The organism is Psychroflexus sp. MES1-P1E (genome assembly GCF_002836055.1).
In the GTDB taxonomy this organism is placed as follows: domain Bacteria; phylum Bacteroidota; class Bacteroidia; order Flavobacteriales; family Flavobacteriaceae; genus Psychroflexus.
This window is the reverse complement of the sequence record NZ_PJBS01000280.1, coordinates 1-1,493: the sequence shown is the minus strand read 5'-3', so window position 1 is coordinate 1,493 and position 1,493 is coordinate 1. Positions and strand designations below refer to the sequence as shown.

Annotated in this window: 2 protein-coding genes; both read right to left on the bottom strand. The window is 29.4% G+C overall.

Annotated elements, in window-relative coordinates:
- Nucleotides 1-371 precede the first annotated feature (371 nt).
- Entirely contained in the window at nucleotides 372-578 is a 207-nt protein-coding gene (locus CXF67_RS09740) for a heavy-metal-associated domain-containing protein (protein ID WP_102088578.1), read from the bottom strand.
- 108 nt (nucleotides 579-686) lie between these two features.
- Nucleotides 687-935 (bottom strand): hypothetical protein, encoded by a 249-nt coding sequence (locus CXF67_RS09735; protein ID WP_145990450.1) that lies wholly within the window; start codon nucleotides 933-935, stop codon nucleotides 687-689.
- Nucleotides 936-1,493: the final 558 nt, after the last annotated feature.

Sequence of the window (1,493 nt, the reverse complement as noted above, 5' to 3'; positions counted from 1 at the left end):
CAATAATAACGACATTTACTATTTAAATTGGTATTAGTCGTTTGTCAGTCAGAAATTCAGTCCATTTCTTGGCTTCTTTGTTTTCCGCTTTTATTTCGCTTGAGGTTTTTTCGGCAAATTTTTTTCGTTTCTGTTCCAAAAGCAATCCAATTCTGCGTTTTGAGAATCGTTTTCTTTCGAGTTTTTTTTGTTCTTTTTTCCAGTCAGGTTCAGGTGAATCGGCCCAATATTTTTTCCCTAAAACAGAACCACAATCGCAATCTTTAGTTGTCGTTAATAAAGTCTACATTTCATTACAATTTGGTATATTCAATTTATATTCTGCGAAATTCAATCCGAATTCAGAAGCAATTTCCTTAATTTTGGAATAATTAGATTTCTCTTTGGTAACTAAAAAGTTGAATTGACACATAATTTTTTTCAGCTTGTTGGTAATGTGATTTCATTTCAATTGTTGCTTCTGCCTTTTCTAAATTGACTTCTGCTTTTGAAACGCCTTTCACTTTTGAAATTATTTCTTCAAGGTTACTGCTACAAGCTTTGCAGGTCATTCCGTGAATGTGATACCTGTGTTTCATGGGTCTTTTCTATTTTAAACATAACTAAAAATAACCAATGGGAGAATTATCTTGGAATGATTTATAAACGCAACATTTTTTTTCAGTCTTTAATTCTTGTGTTGATTACTATTCATTATTCATCATTTGCATTCCTTTGTCATTCATCATTCGCATATTAGACTTCAGACACTCATCGCTCATAAAACCATCTTTATTCATCATCTGCATCATTTTATTCATCATTTTTCCATCTTTCATAATGTTTTGCATCATTTCTTCTGTGATGTTTCTTCCTTTCATCATATCATTATTACTCATACGCATAGCACTGCCCTGCATCATCATATTCATCATTTCACTGTCTCCTTGCATCATTTGCAAAGCCTGTTGATTAGCTTTTATTTTAACTTTAAATTCTGTCATCATTACATTATCTTATACGATGTTTTGCATCATTTTATCTCTGGTTTCTGAATTTTACATCATATTTTGTAAATCTGCATCTTGATTACAACTTGATAATGTAACAAGACCAATTACTGCTAAAAGTGTTACTAATGATTTTTAGTTTTATTGATTAAAATTTTAATTATTAATTCAATTCCTAATCTAAGTCTAATAGGCTATTTACAATTTACATAATTATGTCTATTGTTTATATAGTTTTGAGATATGACTTTTCAAGCCACATTCCGCATTAGAGTATAATTTGCCCTATGGAACAACAAAAACTAAGTTTAATTTTGTTTACATTGACGATGGATGTCAGCATTATAAAAAACTTTAAAAAAAACCATTCAGAGCTTTTTTCATCACTAAATAATTAAATTGGTTTAATTTATTCAGAATAAAGACAAGAAATGATATCACGAATAGGTATCAAATATGTTTTTTTCATTGGGATTTCTTTCATTTTTGCAATGATTTACAACG

Coding starts and splice junctions, on each gene's coding strand:
- CXF67_RS09740 (WP_102088578.1), bottom strand. CDS start 578: ATGAAACACAGGTATCACATTCACGGAATGACCTGCAAAGCTTGTAGC.
- CXF67_RS09735 (WP_145990450.1), bottom strand. CDS start 935: ATGATGCAAGGAGACAGTGAAATGATGAATATGATGATGCAGGGCAGT.